Genomic DNA, 16,613 nt, shown 5'->3' with positions numbered 1-16,613 from the left:
GATTAGTAGACACAGTTCACTAATTCACTGCTATTTGTGTGGTTTAAATTGACCAAACGCTAACTTTTATCGATTGATTAATTGCAGTGAATCATTTAAAAATGGAATATCAATGCGCGCAAGTGCATAATGGCTCATAAGTTAAATAATTAGCCCAAATTAATATCAGATTGTGGTTTACCCCCTAAACTGCATTAGGCTCGCACTAGTCACGCGAGCCTTTCTTTTGCCTGTCGAAAAATTCAAGTCATCACTATCACTTCAAGATTCACTACAAAGCAGGATAATCGATATAGCCTTTTTCGTTGCCTCCGAATAACGTAGCGCCATCAAGTTCTGATAGTTCGTTGCCGTTTTGTAGGCGTGAAACGAGATCGGGGTTTGCCACGAATGGGCGACCAAATGCGACGAGATCGGCGTAGCCCTTGCTTAGTACTTCTTCGGCGCGTTGTGGCGTGTAACTGCCAGCGACGATGATGGTGTTAGAGAACAGTTCTCTTAGTTCTTCACGGAAGCTTTCAGGTATCACAGGCGCGTCATCCCAATCGGCTTCTGATAAGTGCAGATAAGCGATATTACGAGCTTGCAGCGCTTTTGACGCTTCTAAAATCGTTGGCACGATATCTGGGCAGTTCATGTCTTTGAAGGTGATGAACGGAGCCAAGCGTACGCCTACTTTGTCTGCGCCAATTGCTTCAACCACTGCATCCAAAACTTCGATTAGGAAGCGAAGTCGGTTCTCACGACTGCCACCATAGTTGTCGGTGCGCTTATTTGAATTGGTTCTTAGAAATTGATCAATCAGGTAGCCATTGCCGCCGTGGATCTCGACGCCGTTGAATCCTGCCTCGACTGCTTTTTTCGCTGAGTTAGCAAAATCTTGAACAACACGATCGATGTCTGCTTGGGTCATCTCTCTTGGTTGGATGCAATCCACCATGTTGCCGTTTCCATTCTCATCAGAGATCCAAACCTGCGTTTCAATTGGTGCTAATGCTGAAGGTGCTATCGGCAACTCGCCTTTTTGAAAGGTGGGGTGTGATACTCGGCCTACGTGCCATAGTTGGCAGAATATCGCGGCACCTTGTGCTTTGGCTGCTGTGGTTACTGACTTCCAACCTTCGATTTGCGCATCGGTATAAACACCGGGTGTGAATGAGTAACCCTGAGAGTCATCTGAGATTTGGGTCGCTTCAGTGATGATAAGCCCTGCACTTGCGCGTTGTTGGTAATAGGTTGCCATCATGTCGTTTGGCACGTTTCCAGGTTGGCTAGTACGAGCGCGTGTCATGGGTGCCATAACCACGCGGTTTTGCAGTTCTAGGCCTTTCAGTTCTGATGTTTCGAATAGTTTGTTCATGGTTTCTACCTTGTTTTAATGCTGTGATCTTTCTTTTTGTATGGGGCTATATCGCGTTATTTGCTTTCTGCTGGGCTGAAAATAGAGTTGCTTTGTGGCTTGCCCGCTCGGTTGGCTTTCGCAATCAGCAGCAAACCAATAACAGGGACAACAACGGCTGCGAATGGAATCATGCCTGCGCCTAGTTGGCTGTCGAGTACCATGCCGCCAAGGAACCCACCAAAGGCATTGGCTAAATTAAACGCTGAGATATTCGCGGTTGCTGCTAGCTCTTGGCCTTCGCCACCGTTGTTCATTACTCGAAGTTGCATGGCTGGAACGTTCGCAAATGATGCAATACCAAAGACAAATGCCGCTGCAACGAATAGGATTTTGTTGTCTACCACAAGGCCAACCAACACCAATGAAACGATCATTGCGACTGCCCAAAACATTGAAGCTTTGCCTAGGTTTTTATCTGAAGATCGTCCGCCCAAGGTGTTACCGATGATTAAGCCGACACCCACAATCACTAAGATCCAAGTAACAGACTCTTGACCGTAGCCGGTGATGTGCATAGCGATTGGCGCAAGGTATCCGTATAGCGTCATGAAGCCAGACCAAGCAAAAGCAGTGATTGCCAAACTGATCAGCAGCATTGGATTTTTGAACGCTAACAGCTGAGTTTTGATGTCTTTTGCTTCACTGTGACCAGTCGATTTGATTGACGTTAGAATAGAAATCATCGCAATCGTGCCAAGTGCAGCCACGGTAAAGAAAGTGGTGTGCCAGCCGAATTGCAAGCTAACCCAAGTACCCGCTGGAACGCCAAGAACGTTAGCGAGTGTTAGGCCTGCGAACATCTGACCAACGGCACGACCTGCCATTTTTTCAGACACTAAGTTGGTTGCGACAACCGCACCTATGCCATAGAAAGGGCCTTGCACTAAGCCTGCGATCACACGGCTTGCCAGTAGTAATGGGTAGCTTGGCGCTAAGGCCGACAACACGTTACCGATGATGAACAGTGCCATTAAGCCAATCAGCACCATCTTCTTATTAAAGCGTGCAAGGTAGATGGTTAAGATTGGCCCGCCGATAACGATAGCCAACGCGTAAGCACTGATAAGGTAGCCAGCTTGACCTTCTGTGATTGAAAGTGATGTGGCGATTTGTGGAAGAATGCCTGCGATAACAAACTCAGCGGTGCCGATCGCGAACGCCGCGAGTGTCAGTATCCAAACTTGGAATGGGATCTGTTCTTTTTTCATGATGATCTACCTATGTAAATTCTTGTTTGTTAGGACGTGAGACAAACGCCCTAACCATTGTTCTTTGTGTCTTTGCGAGGTGTTAGCCGAGTAGAGCGCCGCCATCGATGTCGATGATTGACCCAGTTACGTATGGGTTATTAATCGCGAACAGGTAACCCATGGCGATCTCTGAAGCTTCCCCAACCTTGCCTGCGGGTAGATTATTTTTGGCGTTGTCGTACATGCTTGTACGAGCGGAATCGTCCATGTTTTTGTAGGCTTCCGTCATGGTTAAACCCGGGCTAACGGCATTAACTCGAATGGGTGATAGCTCTTTCGCCAGTATTTTAGTCACGCTTTCTAGTGCGGCATTGATGGCGGTTTTTACGTAAGTGCCAGCCACTACTTTGCGAGACAACATGCCTGTCGTGAACGTGATAGAGCCGTTTGGCGTCATGTAGCGTGCGGCATGTTTTGCTACGTTTAAGCTGCCCCAAAACTTAGTGTCAAAAGCTGTCTTAGCGTCCGCGGTTGCGACGTCTGTTACTTTTCCTGCGGGAGCGGATGAGCCAGCCGTTACGATTAAGTGGTCAAATACGCCAATCGATTCGAAGTATTCACAAATTGACTTTTCATTGCTGATATCAAGGCCTGTATGTCGGCTAGCGACGTGCACTGTGTTGTTTTCGTTTCTCAATTTCATCGCGAGTGCTTTACCGATGCCGGATGTGCCACCAATGATGACGAAAGTGCGTTGCTCTTGATTAGTCGATTCGTTAGTCATGCTCTGAATTCCTGCGTTGTTCTGTTGATGTTTGTCATTATATGTATTCGACTAAATTTGATAATTGGCTAAAATATAAATTCATTATTCGGATAATCTGAATAATGTGGCTAAGTGTTGAGATCGAGCATTAAGATCGAGAAGTAAGACGAAGAGGCGGAAGCGAGAATCGTATGGATAAGTTTTCAGATATGGCGATGTTCGTCAGTATTGTTAAGCATCACGGGTTAGCGGCGGCGGGGCGTGAACTAGGTTTATCACCTGCGACAATGACAGCAAGGCTTCAAGCGCTGGAAGAACGATATGGTGTGAAGTTGTTGAATCGAAGCACGCGCCATGTGTCTTTGACCGACTCTGGCGAGTTGTATCACAAGGCGTGTCTGGAGATATTAGATAATGTCAGTGAGGCCGAAAACCTGATCCAAAATGGTGTCAAAGAGGTCAAAGGTCCACTCAAAATCGCCGCGCCGAAAGACATCGGAAAACAGTACATTCTTCCTATTCTCTCTGAGTTCTGTCAGCAATATCCCGACGTGATCCCTTACCTCTACTTGAACGATAACCTCTCGAACATTGCTGAATCTGGCATGGACATCGTGGTCCGTTATGGTGAATTGGTCGACAGCAATTTGATATCCAGACGCTTGTCGCCAAGCCGACGTGTGCTGTGTGCTTCTCCTGAATATCTTGCCAAGCATGGAACACCGTTAACACCACAAGATTTGGTTGATCACGATTGTTTAGCCATGCTGCGCAGTAATGAAGAGCTCAAGACATGGCACTTCCAAGATCATGATATGAAGAAGTCGATTACCGTTGTTCCAAAGCGATTCTCAGACGATGGCGAAGTGATTCGCTACTGGGCATTAAAAGGCGAGGGCATTGCACTTAAATCGGTACTGGATGTGCAAGATGACATCAACAACCAGCGCCTTGTGACGCTGCTCAATGGCTACATGAAGAACTTCAACACCGCGATGTCGGTGTCGAGTGCCGATTTGAATGTGGTGTACATCAGCAAGAAGTATCAGCCTAAGCGTATCCGGTTGTTTCTTGATTTTCTGTTTGAACGCTTTGGCAATTTGGTTGAAAAGTCTAGTTAGATTAGCCGAGAAGCAGCGCATGATAGATATCTCGAACTCAACACCCGACTACGGACAGAGAGTATTGAACTGGTTATGATACGACCAACATAAGGATGTGATTGGAGATAAAAATGAAAGTCGTCGGAGATACGGTTATCCAACCTTTTCACAAGGCAACCTGCCATTGCGGTGCGGTTGAACTAGAGCTCAGCTTACCTAACGGGATAGAAAAGCCACGCCGCTGTGATTGTTCTATCTGTCGTCGCAGGGGAGCGATTGTGGGCTCTGTTGCGCTGGATGGCATCAAGATCCTCAAAGGTGCAGAGTATCTCAAGCTTTATCAATTCAATACCAATACCGCGAAGCATTACTTCTGCTCCAACTGTGGCATCTATACCCATCATCAACGCCGTTCTAGCCCAAACGAATACGGTTTTAACATCGGCTGTTTGGAAGGGGTGAACCCTTTTGATATTGGTGATGTGGTGACCAATGATGGTGTTAATCATCCAGCTGATCGTTAATTTATTGAGCATTAAAAAGGGAAGGAACTATGTCTGAATACGGAGCGATCATTCGCTGGAAAAAAGCAGAAGATGAAGCCTTCAGCGACAATCAATACAGTCGCGGCCATACGTGGGAGTTCGATGGTGGTGTCACTGTGCCTGCTTCGTCCTCCCCACATGTTGTGCCACTACCGTTGTCGGTGGAAGCGAATGTCGACCCAGAAGAAGCGTTTATCGCGGCACTTTCTAGTTGCCATATGCTGACGTTTTTGGGCATAGCTGCAAAGCAGAAGTACGTGATCGACTCGTATGTTGATGATGCCGTCGGTGTGCTGGAAGAAGATGAATCTGGCCGCTCGTCTGTTACTAAGGTGACACTGCGCCCTAAGATTGTGTTTTTAGGTACCAAAAAGCCCACCGACAAGCAGCTCGACAAACTGCACCACTTGGCGCACAAAAACTGCTTTATCGCGAACTCGGTAAAAACGGACATTGTGGTAGAAACTAAAGCGTAAACCACACACGTTAACATCGAAAAACCGCGAGGTTGCTTAGTGCATCACTGGCGGTTTTTTTGTGTCTGTGTAATCCTACGTACGGTTTTAATTGAGTGACAGTTAGAAAGTTCTGAGAGATAGGTAGAGAGCTTTTGAATGGTAGGAATAGATTGATTAGCAGAGAGTTATGTTTAGCGTCCCATTGAATAGTTTTGTACATCGTGTGAGTGATAAAAGCCAAGTGATGGCGAATGCTGCGGAATGTGGATGTCAGTTGAAACGAGTTCGTCGTTCGCGTAATTGGATGTTGGTCGCTCAAGAGCATCAACTCGTTGAATTTAAAACGATGTTAACCCATGAAAAAGACGGTTGGATAGCAATTGCAATCGACAAAGTGCTGCCTAAACCCGTGGTGTGTTTGGCATCCCTGTTGGCCGCTACACCTTCAATGACTGTGGCCCAGCTGGTGATGGAATCTGGATGTTCAATGGCCGAAGCAAGACGTGCTATTGATGAACATGAAGGTCTGTAGGCGTATTCGAAGCGTGTGAAAAGAGAATTGCGAGCAGCAAAAAGCCCGTAACGATATTGCGCTGGAAAACGTCATATCGTTACGGGCTTTATCATCTGTGCTGCTGTTAAGCTAAGCCATCCGGCTTATGAAGCATTGACTCGATTAAGAGTTCGCTACTTTTACACGAATCGTGTTTTTGCCAAGCTTTGACAAGTTCAGCTTGTTTAGTGCCGCTTTAGCTTCTTCTTGCTCTGGCATTTCAACAAAAGCAAAGCCTTTTGAGTCGCCAGTTTCTTGGTCTAAAACTAGGCTGCACTCTTTTACTGAGCCAAACTCAGAAAATAGCACACGGATGTCTTGCTCAGAGGTAGAGCGCGATAGGTTACGAACTAGAAGTTTCATAATAAACCTTGAATATGAATTTACGCCGAGCATTGTCGCACACTTTCATGCTCACCCTCACAAATAATTACTCTAATCATTTCTTTGGTAACGCGTCGCTCTATTTACCGATTAAGCGAGCTGTTTACCTGCTAGCCGCGGTTTATCGTGATATCTGATACGAATCCATGCTCGGTGCTGGTTAACGCCTGCTGCAACATCTGAGCGGCTTCTTGCGCGGTCATAAAGCTCGAGGTATCCATGTCTTTACCGCTTGTATTCCAAAACTCGGTCGCCATTCCTCCAGGATAAACCGCCACGATTTTCATCGGGTGACCTTTTAGCTCCAACCTTACCGATTCGATAAAGCCTTTCACGGCCCATTTTGCCGCGCAGTAGGTGGACTCTTCCGCTTTAGCACCTTGTGCCGCCGTCGACATCACCACAGCAATGGTGACCGATTGATCTTTGTAGCGCTGCACAAGCTCGCGAATCAAAAAGATCGAAGACTCAATATTGTTTTTCAGCATGTCGCTGATGGTGGCTGGGTCTTGCTGTTCTATCTTACCGAAGTAGCCACTGCCAGCGCTGTGGATCACCAGCTTAGGCATTTCAGGTAACGCATCCAATAACTCACTCACTGAGTGCGGGTCACAGAGATCACACGCTTGGCTAATGGTATTCGCAGGTAGGCCTTGCGCTACTTCGGCTAAACGTTGTGCGTTGCGACCTGTAATGGCTACACGCTGAGCGTTGGTTGCGGCGTTAGCATATTGCTTCGCGAGCGCTGCCCCTAAACCGCTGCTTGATCCGGTAATTAAAATCATACTGTCTTAAGTTTGTAGAGTTGATTCGAGATAGTAAGGGGCTAGGCTAAGATTTTCTGAGATCTATGGCTAAAGTTGATCGATAGCTTAGTTGATAGGTTGGGCTGAAATAAGAGCGTGGGGAAAGCCGTTAAGAATCGACGGGGTTGGTGAGAAATATAACCGCTAAAAAGCAATAGAACTAACAAGTAAAAGCGCCGGCATAGTGCCAGCGCTTTTGAGTAATCATAAGTGATTATTCGTCGTCGAACTGTTTGATCGTGAACGCGTCTTCGATTCGGTTAAGTTCTTCTTGTTCTTTCACTCGCTTCTCTTCTTGCAGAGTCGCTCTCGTTTCGTTGAAACGTTTTTTCTCTGACTTAGTCAGGAATTTTACAGCTTTTTTGTTGGTCAGTGCGTAAGCAACTACGTCTTCACCTTTTTCTCTGCGGTCGTTTACGCGTTGTGAGAAACGTTCATTGTCGCGAGCTTTACGCTCCGCTGAGGTCAACTTGCTCATGCTTTAAAGCCTTTTCAATTATTCATGGTAGGGAATCTACGCTTAGCGAAACAAATAGGGACAGCTGAGTATGAGTCTAGTCCATTTGTATGCTGGTGGCGCATCTTAGCACAGTGGCTTGAGCATGCAGGTATGCTATTCGAGGGATTAAACAAAACAGCCCACAATTTTCGTTGTGGGCTGTTTTGTTACGTACTGTAGATGTAGTCATCGGTTTGAAACTAAGAATCAGAAACGGTAGTTAAATCAAATCTTCTCGATGTATAAGATGACTTCTCCGACTTTAAAGCCAAACTTGGACATCTCAGTCTTGTTGAACAAGCGTTTATCGTCCATTAAGAACATCCAATCATCGAGCACCACTTCATAGGTGCTGCCGTCTACTTCAATTTCTAGATCATATTTCCAATACAGCGCAGAACCTTGGGTCTCTCCATATGCCGTGCCTACGACATCGTTGGCGGTGCCTGTGTAGGTGTTGTCACCGGTTTTGATGAGGTTCCAAACGCGGGTTGAACGCTCACCATCAGCAAAGGAGAACCACTCTTTGATTTCTCCGTTGTCTCCGTCCCAAGTAGCGATGAGCTTGGCATCAAAGCGGCGCAGTAAGTTACCAGAGCGGTCGAGCACCATGCCGTAGGCCATTAGCTCGCCATTAAAAAAGGTTTCAAGCTTGAGCTCTGGCGTAGTGTCGACATGGTCTTCTAAACTTGCAGAACCACAGCCCACTAGCCAAGTGAGTGAAAGAAATGCCAGAGCGAATTTTATTATTGTTGTTTTTGGATTCATTTGTTCAAACCTAAAAGTTGTTTACGAAGACCGGGTTCAGAGGTGTTTTCAGATAACCAAATAGCTAGAAAGGCTTCACCAAATTGCTTGTCTTGAATGATGCCGATCGGTTGTTCATCGAAATAAAAGCGACTCACGTTATCTTCAGCGACACGAATCGTGAGTGTGCTTCCTTCTTCCACGTTCGGCCACATCGCGTATAAGGGTTTCAACCAACGTTGAATGTTGCTGTTAGAGTAGCCAAGCTTGTTCCACTGATCTTCGGTCGCGTCTACGAGGTCTTTGCTATCGATAGAGCGGTAATACTCAAGCTTCAAAGCTCGTTCAGAGTTGGTTGGAGTCGCGTAGAATTCTGCGGAGTAGAGAGTCCAGAACAGGTAACTCATTTCACCCTCACCACGTTTGTTTAAATCATCGACAGCAGAGGCTTTAACGCTTCCGGTAAATAAGAGCGTAGCAAAAATTAACGAGAGAGTAATAAAGCTTAGAAGTGTGTTTTTTGCTTGCTGATGAGGGCGAACAATACCGCGCTCAGGTTTGAACGTTTGTGTCGGGTTGCGTGGATAAGCCATAAGTCACCTCGTTATTGCCATTTTACGTTGTATTAAGTTGGAGTAGGCGGCCACCAGTAAGGGCAACAAAATCCCCCAACTTATTGCAAGGGCAGCTAGCACCGATGCATCTGGCCAAGTAGTAAGAAGGGCACCTGCTTTGATGCCTCCCCAATAACTACTAGTACCTGCTACGAACCCTATGACAAACAAGATCACTTTTGAGCATTTTAAAAGCCAATTCAGGCTGTGATTGAAACTGATTAAGAACATGATCCACAGGCAAATGAGCCAAACTGGAAACCAAGATTGATTAGCAATTTCAGAGTCGACGGCAAAAATACCGAAGTGGAGCATGAGGCTATCAAGCAATAGCCCCAATGGTAATAAGATGAGTATTTTTAAGTCGCTACTGCGAGTTGGAGAGAGAAGGAAGTGAACCACCACGATCAATGGCGTGACGAACGGGGCTTGCGCGGTAAAGAAGGCGCTGCAAACCCAGGTCGCTTGAAACAGAACGAGATTAATAATCCAAAACCGTTTCATCTTTTGCTCCAAAGTAACGAGGTTTTCTTGCGACAAGGTGATGAGTACTGATCACGCGCTCTAGGAATGCCCCTTCGCAGTAACAGAAGTAGAAGACCCAAAGGCGTTTAAACTCTTCTGAATAGCCTAATGATTCGAGCTCTTCCCAGCTGTTTTCAAAGGCGACGTTCCAGTCATTGAGTGTGCGAGCGTAGTGAAGGCCAATGTCATCAATTTCTTGGACGACAAGGTCGGTGCTGGTCGCGAGATGTTGAGTCATCACGGCAACCGAAGGTAAACAACCACCGGGGAAGATGTACTTCTGAATAAAGTCGACGCCTTTACGGTATTTATCATAACGGCTGTCGGCAATAGTAATTGCTTGAATCAGCATCTTGCCTGAGGGCTTAAGTAGCGATGAACATTTTTCAAAGAATGTTTGTAGATACTCATGGCCGACCGCTTCTATCATCTCGATAGAGACCAACTTGTCGTACTCACCAGTGAGATTGCGATAATCCTCTTTGAGTAGAGTAATTTTGTCGGTTAAACCAAGTGCTTTTACTCTCTGTTCAGCAAGTGCATGTTGTGCATCTGATATTGTGGTTGTGGTGACATGACAACCGTAATGCTGCGCCATAAAGATGGCTAAGCCGCCCCAGCCTGTGCCTATCTCGACCACGCTATCTTTCTCAGACAGTTCTAGTCGCTCACAGATGGTTTTCATTTTGTTTTGTTGAGCCTTCGACAAGGTTTCTGCGTCTTCGCTGTAGATAGCGGAAGAGTACTGCATCGAGCTATCTAAGAAGCGCTCATACAGCTCGTTGCCAATATCGTAGTGGGCGAGAATGTTGCGCTTGGAGCCTTGTTCGGTGTTGGCATTCTTACGACGCAGCAAGAGGTTTTTGATGCGAGAAATCCACTGTGTCTTGTCATCAAGTTCATCCAATTGGGCTTGGTTACGAGCCATGATTTGAATCACACGCGTCAGATTTGGACTGGTCCATTTGCCATCGATATAGGCTTCAGATGCCCCAATGCTGCCGTTGATAACGACATCTCTAAAAAAGGTCGCATCATGAATCACGATTCGACCTTTCAGTTCGGCTTCTCGATCACCAAATACTGAATGCTGGTCGCGCTCAATGATCTCAAGCGTCGCGAATTGTAGGCTTTCTAAAACCTTGAAGATTAAAGCTCGATATTTACAGTTGCTTGAAACAGCAACGGCTTTAGCTTGTTGTTCAATATTGTTGTTTTGTTTGGCAAGCTGTTCCATGTAAACCTCGCTGATAACTCATTCTAATATTTTGTGCCAACTAAGCTGAGTTCTGCTCCTCGGCTGGAGCGAACCCAAGCTAGAATCGATTTCTGTTTTAAGCGCTTAAGACGTTGAGTCTGGATGCGCCACAAACGGTACTTTTTTCAGGAATAATTTGAGAGCCTGATAATAAATTCCCATCACGACTTTTATCGTCATCGCCGGAATCTTGAATACCGTTCGTCTAATGTTTGTCTTGGTTACTGACTGTTTCGTCAGAGCCAGTGTCGCATCGAAAAGCTTGTCGTCTCGGCGGCTTTCGATGTGAACTAACGTGCGTTTCGCTGGTGGCTTAATCTTCCAAAAATAAGTCATGTTCAGATCCATGAACGGCGAAACGTGAAACTCTTTTTTTACCTTTAACTCTTGGTGCATGTTGATCAGATAGTAGTGTCTTTCTCGCCAAGGCGTGTTACTCACCTCAGCCAACATGTACTTACAATCTCCAGTCTCGTCATAACAGAAGAAACAGTTGATTGGGCTGAAGTAGATGCCTAAACAGCGGCACTGAGCCAGCATAGTCACACGGTTTGAATCAGACCAAACCCCACCAAGTTGTTGCACTTTGGAAGCTATACGTTGCTTAAGTGATTTTGGTTCATCCGTGGTGACATTTTCTTTTTTTTCAGCGAGATAATCCGATTGGACAAAGCGAATCGGGTTGTACCATCGAGTTCCGAACAGCGCACTACGCGCTGTGGTTTGGGGTAGCTCATCAAGATCTAACCCCATCATATACAGCTGATAACTAAACTCATGGGTGATGTCGCCAAAGCGGCGATGTCTGACGTTACCCCAATAGATACCGCTGAGCTCTTCACTCTTTTCGGATGCGATCCCCATCTCGGGTGTCAGGGTTTGACTCTTCATAGCGCTGAACTCGTACTCAAATCTAGACCAAAGCGTTTGGTCACATCGAGTGCACTGTGGACACCGTCTTCGTGGAACCCGTTGTACCAGTACGCGCCGGCAAAGTGCGTCTGGTTTTTGCCACAGATCTGTTCGCGCTTGTGCTGAGCCTCTACTGTGTTCGAGTTAAGTACCGGGTGATGATAAACAAAGCTGCGAATAATTTTTTCTGGGTCGATGGCTTCGCTTTGATTCAAGGTGACACAGAAGGTGTCTTGGCTTTCGATGCCTTGCAGAATGTTCATGTTATACGTGACACAAGCAGGTCGTTTACTATCGCCATCCAACATGTAGTTCCAGCTTGCCCAAGCCAGTTTTCGATCTGGTAACAATCGAGTATCGGTGTGCAGAACGACTTCATTGCGGCTGTATGGGATCTCGCCCAGTACCTGTTGCTCTTGTTCTGTTGCATCACCAAGCAGACGTAAGGCTTGGTCCGAGTGACAAGCAAAGATCACTTCGTCGAAACTTTGTGTGCTGCCATCTTCAAATTCAATCGTGATTCCCGTTTCTTGGCGAGTCACTTGTTTAATCGATGTATTGAGTGCAACGGGTTTGTTTAAGCGTGAAAGGATGATTTCAACATAAGAACGCGATCCTTTTGGAATCACATACCACTGAGGACGGTTCGCGATATCGAGCAATCCGTGGTTGTAGAAAAACTGGATGAAGAACTTCAGCTCAAACTCTTCCATCTCTTCCAAGCTTGTCGACCAAATAGCCGCGCCCATCGGTAGAATATAGTGCTGACTGAAAAAGTCGGAAAATTGATTATCACGTAGGAAGCTGCCGAGGGTAACGTCTGGTGTGAATTCATTGCTTTCAAACTGAGCCTTACACAGTTTGTTGAACTTGAGAATGTCAGACACTAAAGACCAGAACTGAGGTTTGAAGATGTTACTTCTCTGCGCGAATAACGAATTAATGCTGTGGCCGTTGTATTCAAACTTGGTAGTGGTGTTGTGGACGCTGAAGCTCATCTCGGTAGGTTGCCTTTCGACACCGAGTTGTTCTAGAAGCTGATTGAAATTCGGGTAGGTTCGATCGTTGAATACGATGAAACCTGTATCTATCGAAAACGCCGAGCCTTGATGTTCAATATCAACGGTAGCGGTGTGGCCACCAACGTAATCGTTCTTTTCGAATACTGTTACGTCGTGGTGCTTGTCTAATATATGCGCGCAAGTGAGTCCAGAGATACCTGAACCAATAATGGCGATTTTCTTCATTGTTATACCATCCTTGAAGCGAGTTTTTGCCAAACTGGAGTTGGAAGCATTCTTAGTAGCTTCATCAACATGATGAATCGTCTTGGGAAATCGATTTCACTCTTTCCTTGAGCGATACCATTTACGATTCGCTGAGTTGCGGCCTCACTACTAATAATCATAGGCATAGAGAACGTATTTCGCTCGGTTAATGGCGTTTCAACAAAGCCAGGGTGCACAATTGAGACATGAATGTTGTGCGTTGCCAGATCAACCGAAAGTGTTCTGCCTAAGTAGGTGAGGGCTGCCTTTGAAGCGCCATAAGCCTCGGCTCTTGGCAAAGGTAAAAAGCTGGCGCTGGAGCTGACTAAAACCAAACGACCGCCGGGCTTGATGTTTTTTAACCAAGCTTTAAGAGCGTAACCAATTGAAATTAGGTTTATATTGATGACGCGCTCGAATAGCTCGGCATCAAAGTTCACTGGGTCGTCGATGTACTCACAATCACCCGCATTTAAAATCAGCAGGTCGAGCGGCTTGTCTTGGTCGAGTTCTGGAAAGTTGTGGTAATCAGTCAGATCGAAACAGAGCGGTGTAATTGATGAATGCGTGATGTCTGTATCGTGAGAATCAACTAAGGCTTGCAGTTTGTCTGGATTGCGGCCACAAGCAATCACCTGATGCCCTTGCTGAGCGTAATCTTTAGCTAGGGATTGGCCGATACCTGAGGTCGCGCCTGTAATCATAATACGCATTATCGACTCGCTCTCTTTTTGATGGATTTTATCGCGCAGCCCAGTACTGGAATGTGTTCATACAACATAGAACCGACGTCGAGGTAGTCTCTGTGGTAAATCACTTGACCGTCGAGCATCTTGAGGTGGCTGTGTCCTTGTACTTCTATTGGCTTTTGCCCATTTAATTGCTTGTGAGCGAATTGCATCGTCCAGTAAACAGAAGCTTCGTCGTTCGCTTCGAAAGTGTGTTCGATATGAAAGTAACAGCTGGTTACTTGGGTGTAGAGGTTCTCGAAGTAGTGCGTAAGCGCCGAAATACCGCTGACATGATGCAGCGGATCTTGGAATTCAATATCAGGGTGATAAACCGTCTTAAGCACGTCGAAATTGTCGGTTCCGAGTTCTTGATACATGTTGAGAAAGTTATCAAGCCATAGAGAGTTATCCATAATATTCACTCTAATTATTTGAAGAAGGCTAAGGCTCTCAATCGTGCTTCTTTATGCTCTACGATGGGTTGCCAGTATTCGCTGTCTATTCCGTTTTTAGCGATAAATTCATGTGGGAAATGCACATGCTTATCTGGAATATTTTGCAGCTCTGGTATGTACTTACGAATAAAAATTCCTTTTGGATCAAACTTTTCACTCTGGGTGATTGGATTGAAAATTCGGAAGTAAGGTTGCGCATCACAGCCCGTACTTGAAGCCCACTGCCAACCACCATTGTTGGCACTAAAGTCACCGTCGATAAGGTGTGACATAAAGAAACGTTCGCCCCAACGCCAGTCAATAAGCAGGTGCTTGGTTAGGAAGCTTGCCACCACCATTCTTAGCCTGTTGTGCATCCAGCCCGTTTCAACCAGTTGACGCATTGCTGCATCAACCAATGGATATCCTGTTTTTCCTTCGCACCAAGCTTTAAAGCTAGGATGATCGTGATACCAATCTAAACCATTGTATTTTTGCTGAAAGTTAGCGCCTTTAACCAGTTTAGGATGGTGGAACATCAAATGCTTATAAAAATCTCGCCAAATCAATTCGTTGAGCCAACAAAAGGCCGGTAATTGCGTATCAAATAACAGATCGGGTTGTTGCTGAATCAATTGAATCGCTAACCAACGTGGGCTCACTGCGCCAATTGCTAAATAAGGTGATAGCCCCGATGTTCCTTTAACTGAGGGAATATCTCTCAGACGTGCGTAGTCGTTGACTTTATTCTCTAAGAAATTGGGGATCACACTGCCCAATACATCTTGGCTTAATGGCCAGCGACTCGAATCAACACGCGGAAAATCGAAATCATAGTCAGCGGAGATGGTTAAGGCTTGTAAGTCGTCAGGAAGCTGTGTTTGTGAACGTTCAGTCGGCACGACAGGAGCTGGACTGCAGATGATGCCTTTCACCTGAACTTCTTTTAACCAAGCGTTCTTAAAGGGCGTAAAGACTTTGAACATCTCGCCTTGTTTGTTGAGAACGCTACCGAGTGGCAGCATAACGTCACAATCGCTGATCTTGAGGTTTAGGCCACTTGAAATCAGCTTTCTATCGCGAGCTTGTTCATCGACCTCTGGTTCAGAGTTAGCGTAGACGCACTTGGCATCAAGCTGCTGGCACAAATCGATGAGCTGTTTGGATTGGTCGTCAAAATCGGTCGCTTTCAAGTGAAGCAACGTTATCCCGAATTCAGCGAGCTGGGAATCGAGTTGTTTTAGATGACGATAGATGAAATCAGCTTTGATTGGCGCAAGGTGGTGCTGCTGCCACGTTTGAGGAGTTGAAATGAAAACGGCGATTGTTACGCCGTTTTCAACTGCCGAGACGAGCGCTGGGTTATCGTGAATCCGCAGGTCTCGTCGTATCCATAGTATGTCACTCAATATCCGTATCTCAGTTTAAGTTCTTGAGGGTGCGGGTTTAGGTAAACCTGTGATTCTAGGTATTCGTTCGGGTATTCCATCAGGTAGTGATTGATCAGTGTCAGCGGCACTAACAGTGGGATAACACCTTCTCGAAAAGCTGCAATTTGGTTGGTCAACTCTTGTTTGTGGGCGCTACTCAGTTGTTTCTTAAAGTAACCCTGCAAATGATGCAGCGTATTGGCGTGACTGCCTCGATTCGCGTGATGTGACAATGCTGTCATCAAGCCCTCGATGTATTGAGCCGCCAATTCGTCGATTTCTAAGTCATTACCCGCTAGCAGTTTGCCTAAGCTTTTGTAACCCTCAACGTGGTGACACATGACGAGGTACTTGTGGGCGCTATGGAACTGAATCAATTTGTGTTTGGTCACACCTTCATCCACAAGATCGAGCCATTTTTGGTATGTGAATACTCGAGTCATGAAGTTTTCACGCAAAATGGGATCGTTAAGGCGGCCGTTTTCTTCAACGGGGAGTAACGGGTTACCGTCCATAATTTGTTGGGTGAACATGCCTACGCCAGTCGATTCAGAGCCGCGACCATGGTGGTGGTACACCTTCACGCGCTCCATACCGCAGGTTGGGCTTTTTTGACACACAATAAAGCCAGCAATGTGTTGGTTTTTCTTTGAGTAGTTTTGACCGAACTCGATCAGTTCGTTGGTCACATCACCTGAGCCATCAGGGCGAGAAACATGGATGATGTCATCTAGCATTCTTGTCTGACGAATGGTTGGACGAGGGGTTGGAAGGCCAACAGCCATCTCTGGGCAAACAGGTTCTAATTCCACGTAGTCTGCTAGGTCGTCTGTACAAAAACGAGAGCGTTTATGACCTGTGTCGAAACGTACTTTGTGTCCAGCAACACATGCACTGATACCGATTTTGATTTTCTTTTCCATTGGCCAACTCCTTTGCTCTTGCTCTGAGCTTTTTCTTATAGTTCAACATTGCTAATCGTACTTAC

20 protein-coding genes are annotated in these 16,613 nt (G+C 46.0%); 4 read left to right on the top strand and 16 right to left on the bottom strand.

Going from position 1 to position 16,613, the window contains the following annotated elements; translation table 11 throughout:
- Window positions 1-271: 271 nt before the first annotated feature.
- From OCV19_RS22500 to OCV19_RS22490, 3 genes are all read right to left on the bottom strand, one after another.
- Window positions 272-1,360 (bottom strand): alkene reductase, encoded by a 1,089-nt coding sequence (locus OCV19_RS22500; protein ID WP_065676031.1) that lies wholly within the window; start codon window positions 1,358-1,360, stop codon window positions 272-274.
- Window positions 1,361-1,416: 56 nt separating this feature from the next.
- Window positions 1,417-2,610, bottom strand: a complete 1,194-nt coding sequence (locus OCV19_RS22495; protein ID WP_065676030.1) for an MFS transporter — start codon at window positions 2,608-2,610, stop codon at window positions 1,417-1,419.
- Window positions 2,611-2,692: 82 nt separating this feature from the next.
- Complete coding sequence (locus OCV19_RS22490) at window positions 2,693-3,376, bottom strand: SDR family oxidoreductase (RefSeq protein ID WP_065676029.1); 684 nt, start codon at window positions 3,374-3,376, stop codon at window positions 2,693-2,695.
- Between the two features lie 173 nt (window positions 3,377-3,549).
- On the opposite strand from OCV19_RS22490, the gene OCV19_RS22485 reads away from it, so the two are divergent.
- The 4 genes from OCV19_RS22485 (at window position 3,550) to OCV19_RS22470 (ending at window position 5,996) form a co-directional block, all read left to right on the top strand.
- Window positions 3,550-4,479 (top strand): LysR family transcriptional regulator, encoded by a 930-nt coding sequence (locus tag OCV19_RS22485; protein WP_065676028.1) that lies wholly within the window; start codon window positions 3,550-3,552, stop codon window positions 4,477-4,479.
- Window positions 4,480-4,592: 113 nt separating this feature from the next.
- Complete coding sequence (locus tag OCV19_RS22480; protein WP_065676027.1) at window positions 4,593-4,985, top strand: GFA family protein; 393 nt, start codon at window positions 4,593-4,595, stop codon at window positions 4,983-4,985.
- A 29-nt stretch (window positions 4,986-5,014) separates the two neighbouring features.
- Complete coding sequence (locus OCV19_RS22475) at window positions 5,015-5,482, top strand: OsmC family protein (RefSeq protein ID WP_065676026.1); 468 nt, start codon at window positions 5,015-5,017, stop codon at window positions 5,480-5,482.
- Between the two features lie 169 nt (window positions 5,483-5,651).
- Window positions 5,652-5,996 carry a ribosome recycling factor family protein gene (locus tag OCV19_RS22470; RefSeq protein ID WP_065676025.1) on the top strand — a complete coding sequence of 115 codons (345 nt, stop codon included), beginning with the start codon at window positions 5,652-5,654 and terminating at the stop codon, window positions 5,994-5,996.
- Window positions 5,997-6,140: 144 nt separating this feature from the next.
- Here OCV19_RS22470 and OCV19_RS22465 read toward each other — a convergent pair whose 3' ends face one another.
- The 13 genes from OCV19_RS22465 to OCV19_RS22405 form a co-directional block, all read right to left on the bottom strand.
- Window positions 6,141-6,380 (bottom strand): RNA recognition motif domain-containing protein, encoded by a 240-nt coding sequence (locus OCV19_RS22465; protein ID WP_017061273.1) that lies wholly within the window; start codon window positions 6,378-6,380, stop codon window positions 6,141-6,143.
- Window positions 6,381-6,511: 131 nt separating this feature from the next.
- Window positions 6,512-7,186 (bottom strand): SDR family NAD(P)-dependent oxidoreductase, encoded by a 675-nt coding sequence (locus tag OCV19_RS22460; protein WP_065676024.1) that lies wholly within the window; start codon window positions 7,184-7,186, stop codon window positions 6,512-6,514.
- A 235-nt stretch (window positions 7,187-7,421) separates the two neighbouring features.
- Window positions 7,422-7,685, bottom strand: a complete 264-nt coding sequence (locus OCV19_RS22455; protein WP_017061275.1) for a hypothetical protein — start codon at window positions 7,683-7,685, stop codon at window positions 7,422-7,424.
- 246 nt (window positions 7,686-7,931) lie between these two features.
- A complete protein-coding gene (locus OCV19_RS22450; RefSeq protein ID WP_065676023.1) occupies window positions 7,932-8,474 on the bottom strand; it encodes a DUF3833 domain-containing protein in 543 nt (180 codons plus the stop codon).
- Window positions 8,471-9,046, bottom strand: coding sequence for a chalcone isomerase family protein (locus OCV19_RS22445; protein WP_065676022.1), 576 nt, complete (start codon window positions 9,044-9,046; stop codon window positions 8,471-8,473). The genes OCV19_RS22450 and OCV19_RS22445 overlap by 4 nt, the downstream gene beginning before the upstream one ends.
- Before the next feature lie 3 nt (window positions 9,047-9,049).
- On the bottom strand, window positions 9,050-9,571 hold the full coding sequence (locus OCV19_RS22440) for a DUF2878 domain-containing protein (RefSeq protein ID WP_065676021.1): 522 nt from the start codon (window positions 9,569-9,571) through the stop codon (window positions 9,050-9,052).
- Complete coding sequence (locus tag OCV19_RS22435; protein ID WP_065676020.1) at window positions 9,549-10,829, bottom strand: SAM-dependent methyltransferase; 1,281 nt, start codon at window positions 10,827-10,829, stop codon at window positions 9,549-9,551. Before OCV19_RS22435 ends, OCV19_RS22440 begins: the two co-directional genes overlap by 23 nt.
- A 105-nt stretch (window positions 10,830-10,934) precedes the next feature.
- On the bottom strand, window positions 10,935-11,741 hold the full coding sequence (locus tag OCV19_RS22430) for a DUF1365 domain-containing protein (RefSeq protein ID WP_065676019.1): 807 nt from the start codon (window positions 11,739-11,741) through the stop codon (window positions 10,935-10,937).
- Window positions 11,738-13,009 (bottom strand): NAD(P)/FAD-dependent oxidoreductase, encoded by a 1,272-nt coding sequence (locus OCV19_RS22425; protein WP_065676018.1) that lies wholly within the window; start codon window positions 13,007-13,009, stop codon window positions 11,738-11,740. Before OCV19_RS22425 ends, OCV19_RS22430 begins: the two co-directional genes overlap by 4 nt.
- A gap of 2 nt (window positions 13,010-13,011) precedes the next feature.
- Window positions 13,012-13,743 (bottom strand): SDR family NAD(P)-dependent oxidoreductase, encoded by a 732-nt coding sequence (locus tag OCV19_RS22420; RefSeq protein ID WP_065676017.1) that lies wholly within the window; start codon window positions 13,741-13,743, stop codon window positions 13,012-13,014.
- Window positions 13,743-14,174, bottom strand: coding sequence for a nuclear transport factor 2 family protein (locus OCV19_RS22415; protein WP_050632592.1), 432 nt, complete (start codon window positions 14,172-14,174; stop codon window positions 13,743-13,745). The genes OCV19_RS22420 and OCV19_RS22415 overlap by 1 nt, the downstream gene beginning before the upstream one ends.
- 14 nt (window positions 14,175-14,188) lie before the next feature.
- Entirely contained in the window at window positions 14,189-15,604 is a 1,416-nt protein-coding gene (phrB, locus tag OCV19_RS22410; protein WP_065676016.1) for a deoxyribodipyrimidine photo-lyase, read from the bottom strand.
- Entirely contained in the window at window positions 15,601-16,548 is a 948-nt protein-coding gene (locus tag OCV19_RS22405) for a YbgA family protein (protein WP_017070215.1), read from the bottom strand. The genes phrB and OCV19_RS22405 overlap by 4 nt, the downstream gene beginning before the upstream one ends.
- Between the last annotated feature and the right edge of the window lie 65 nt (window positions 16,549-16,613).

Origin of the sequence: Vibrio celticus, assembly GCF_024347335.1 — a bacterium.
GTDB lineage: Bacteria > Pseudomonadota > Gammaproteobacteria > Enterobacterales > Vibrionaceae > Vibrio > Vibrio celticus.
Note: the sequence above shows the minus strand (reverse complement) of the source record. Positions and strands in the feature narration are given on the sequence as shown.

Bases quoted from the DNA above. Each gene is read 5' to 3' on its own strand.
- OCV19_RS22500 (WP_065676031.1), bottom strand. From the start codon at position 1,360: ATGAACAAACTATTCGAAACATCAGAACTGAAAGGCCTAGAACTGCAA.
- OCV19_RS22495 (WP_065676030.1), bottom strand. From the start codon at position 2,610: ATGAAAAAAGAACAGATCCCATTCCAAGTTTGGATACTGACACTCGCG.
- OCV19_RS22490 (WP_065676029.1), bottom strand. From the start codon at position 3,376: ATGACTAACGAATCGACTAATCAAGAGCAACGCACTTTCGTCATCATT.
- OCV19_RS22485 (WP_065676028.1), top strand. From the start codon at position 3,550: ATGGATAAGTTTTCAGATATGGCGATGTTCGTCAGTATTGTTAAGCAT.
- OCV19_RS22480 (WP_065676027.1), top strand. From the start codon at position 4,593: ATGAAAGTCGTCGGAGATACGGTTATCCAACCTTTTCACAAGGCAACC.
- OCV19_RS22475 (WP_065676026.1), top strand. From the start codon at position 5,015: ATGTCTGAATACGGAGCGATCATTCGCTGGAAAAAAGCAGAAGATGAA.
- OCV19_RS22470 (WP_065676025.1), top strand. From the start codon at position 5,652: ATGTTTAGCGTCCCATTGAATAGTTTTGTACATCGTGTGAGTGATAAA.
- OCV19_RS22465 (WP_017061273.1), bottom strand. From the start codon at position 6,380: ATGAAACTTCTAGTTCGTAACCTATCGCGCTCTACCTCTGAGCAAGAC.
- OCV19_RS22460 (WP_065676024.1), bottom strand. From the start codon at position 7,186: ATGATTTTAATTACCGGATCAAGCAGCGGTTTAGGGGCAGCGCTCGCG.
- OCV19_RS22455 (WP_017061275.1), bottom strand. From the start codon at position 7,685: ATGAGCAAGTTGACCTCAGCGGAGCGTAAAGCTCGCGACAATGAACGT.
- OCV19_RS22450 (WP_065676023.1), bottom strand. From the start codon at position 8,474: ATGAATCCAAAAACAACAATAATAAAATTCGCTCTGGCATTTCTTTCA.
- OCV19_RS22445 (WP_065676022.1), bottom strand. From the start codon at position 9,046: ATGGCTTATCCACGCAACCCGACACAAACGTTCAAACCTGAGCGCGGT.
- OCV19_RS22440 (WP_065676021.1), bottom strand. From the start codon at position 9,571: ATGAAACGGTTTTGGATTATTAATCTCGTTCTGTTTCAAGCGACCTGG.
- OCV19_RS22435 (WP_065676020.1), bottom strand. From the start codon at position 10,829: ATGGAACAGCTTGCCAAACAAAACAACAATATTGAACAACAAGCTAAA.
- OCV19_RS22430 (WP_065676019.1), bottom strand. From the start codon at position 11,741: ATGAAGAGTCAAACCCTGACACCCGAGATGGGGATCGCATCCGAAAAG.
- OCV19_RS22425 (WP_065676018.1), bottom strand. From the start codon at position 13,009: ATGAAGAAAATCGCCATTATTGGTTCAGGTATCTCTGGACTCACTTGC.
- OCV19_RS22420 (WP_065676017.1), bottom strand. From the start codon at position 13,743: ATGCGTATTATGATTACAGGCGCGACCTCAGGTATCGGCCAATCCCTA.
- OCV19_RS22415 (WP_050632592.1), bottom strand. From the start codon at position 14,174: ATGGATAACTCTCTATGGCTTGATAACTTTCTCAACATGTATCAAGAA.
- OCV19_RS22405 (WP_017070215.1), bottom strand. From the start codon at position 16,548: ATGGAAAAGAAAATCAAAATCGGTATCAGTGCATGTGTTGCTGGACAC.